At 77.6% G+C, this 1,291-nt stretch carries 1 protein-coding gene; it reads right to left on the bottom strand.

All coding sequences use genetic code 11. The annotated features are described in order from the left end of the window. Nucleotides 1–1,127: sensor histidine kinase (locus tag HCJ92_RS24115; protein WP_420824774.1), on the bottom strand; the 1,127-nt coding region annotated here is incomplete at its 3' end. Nucleotides 1,128–1,291 lie beyond the last annotated feature (164 nt).

Here is a 1,291-nt window from a genome sequence, read left to right as displayed (position 1 = left end):
GGCCCAGGGGCCGGGCCCTCCGGGAGCGGCAGCACCGCGCGGACCGCGAACCCCGGCCCGTCCGGACGGGGGCCCGCCGTCAACGTGCCGCCGACGCTGCGCGCCCGCTCCCGCATCCCCAGGATGCCGAAGCCGCCGTCGCCCGCCCGAGGCGCGTCACCGCCGCCCCCGTCGGTGACGGCCACCACCACCTCCCGCTCCCCCGCCACCAGTTCCAGCGTCACCACCACCCCGGCACCGGCGTGCCGCACCACGTTGGTCAGCGACTCCTGCACGATCCGGTAGACCGCCGCCCCCACCACCGGGGGCAGCGGCGGCAGCGGCGGCCCGGACCACTGCACCTCCGCCCCCGCCGACCCGGCCGCCCGCACCAGGTCCGGCAGCCCCGCCGTGCCCGGCGGCGGCCCCTGCTCCGGCTCGCCGTCCCGCAGCACCTCCAGGGTGCGGCGCAGCTCGGTCCGGGCGTCCCGGCAGGTCGCAGCGATCCCGTCCAGCGCCTGCGCCAACGCGGGCCGGTCCAGTCGGCCGGGGTCCGCGATCAGCACGTGGGAGGCGACCGAGGTCTGGACGCCGATCAGGGTGATGCTGTGCGCCAGCAGGTCGTGGAGGTCCCGTGCGATCCGCAACCGCTCCTCGGCGACCCGCCGCGCCGCCTCCTCCTCACGGGTCCGTTCCGCCCGTTCGGCCCGCTCGGTCACCGCGGTGACGTAGTTCCGCTGAATGCGCATCGTCTCGCCGAAGACCAGCACCACCAGCACCCAGCCGGCCGTCTGGAACATCGCCAGCCCGCCCTCGGGGCTGACCAGCAGCATGATCGAGACCGCCGTGGCGATGACCGCGCCACCGGCCACCACCGTCCGCAGCCGCGGCCCCACCACCGCCACCGAGTACACCGCCACGACCGACGCCGGCACGGCGGCGGCGTGCGCGTAGTCCATCGCGTGGTACGGCCCGACCGAAGCCGTCATCAGCAGCAGCACCGCCAGCGGGTGCACCAGCCGCCAGGCCAGCGGCACCACCGCGACCGCCAGCAGCGCCCATCCCGACGCGTCCGGCAGCTCGCCGTGCCCCAGCCGGGTCACCGCCAGCACCACCGTCAGCACGGCGACGGCGGCCGTCAGCGCCACGTCCGACGCCGACGGCCGCCGTCGAGGCAGGGCACCGCCGCCCGGGGACAGCAGTCCCCGGGCGGCGGTGGCGACACCGGTCAGGATGACGCGCCCCCGCCGCTCCCGGCCCGGCCACCGACCGCGACCGGCGCGTCTCCGTCCCCGCCGGGGGCGTCTCCGTC

It is taken from the genome of Streptomyces spiramenti (genome assembly GCF_012034385.1).
Lineage (GTDB): Bacteria > Actinomycetota > Actinomycetes > Streptomycetales > Streptomycetaceae > Streptomyces > Streptomyces spiramenti.
The sequence above is the reverse complement of the archived record's forward strand: the minus strand, read 5'-3'. Positions and strand labels throughout refer to the sequence as shown.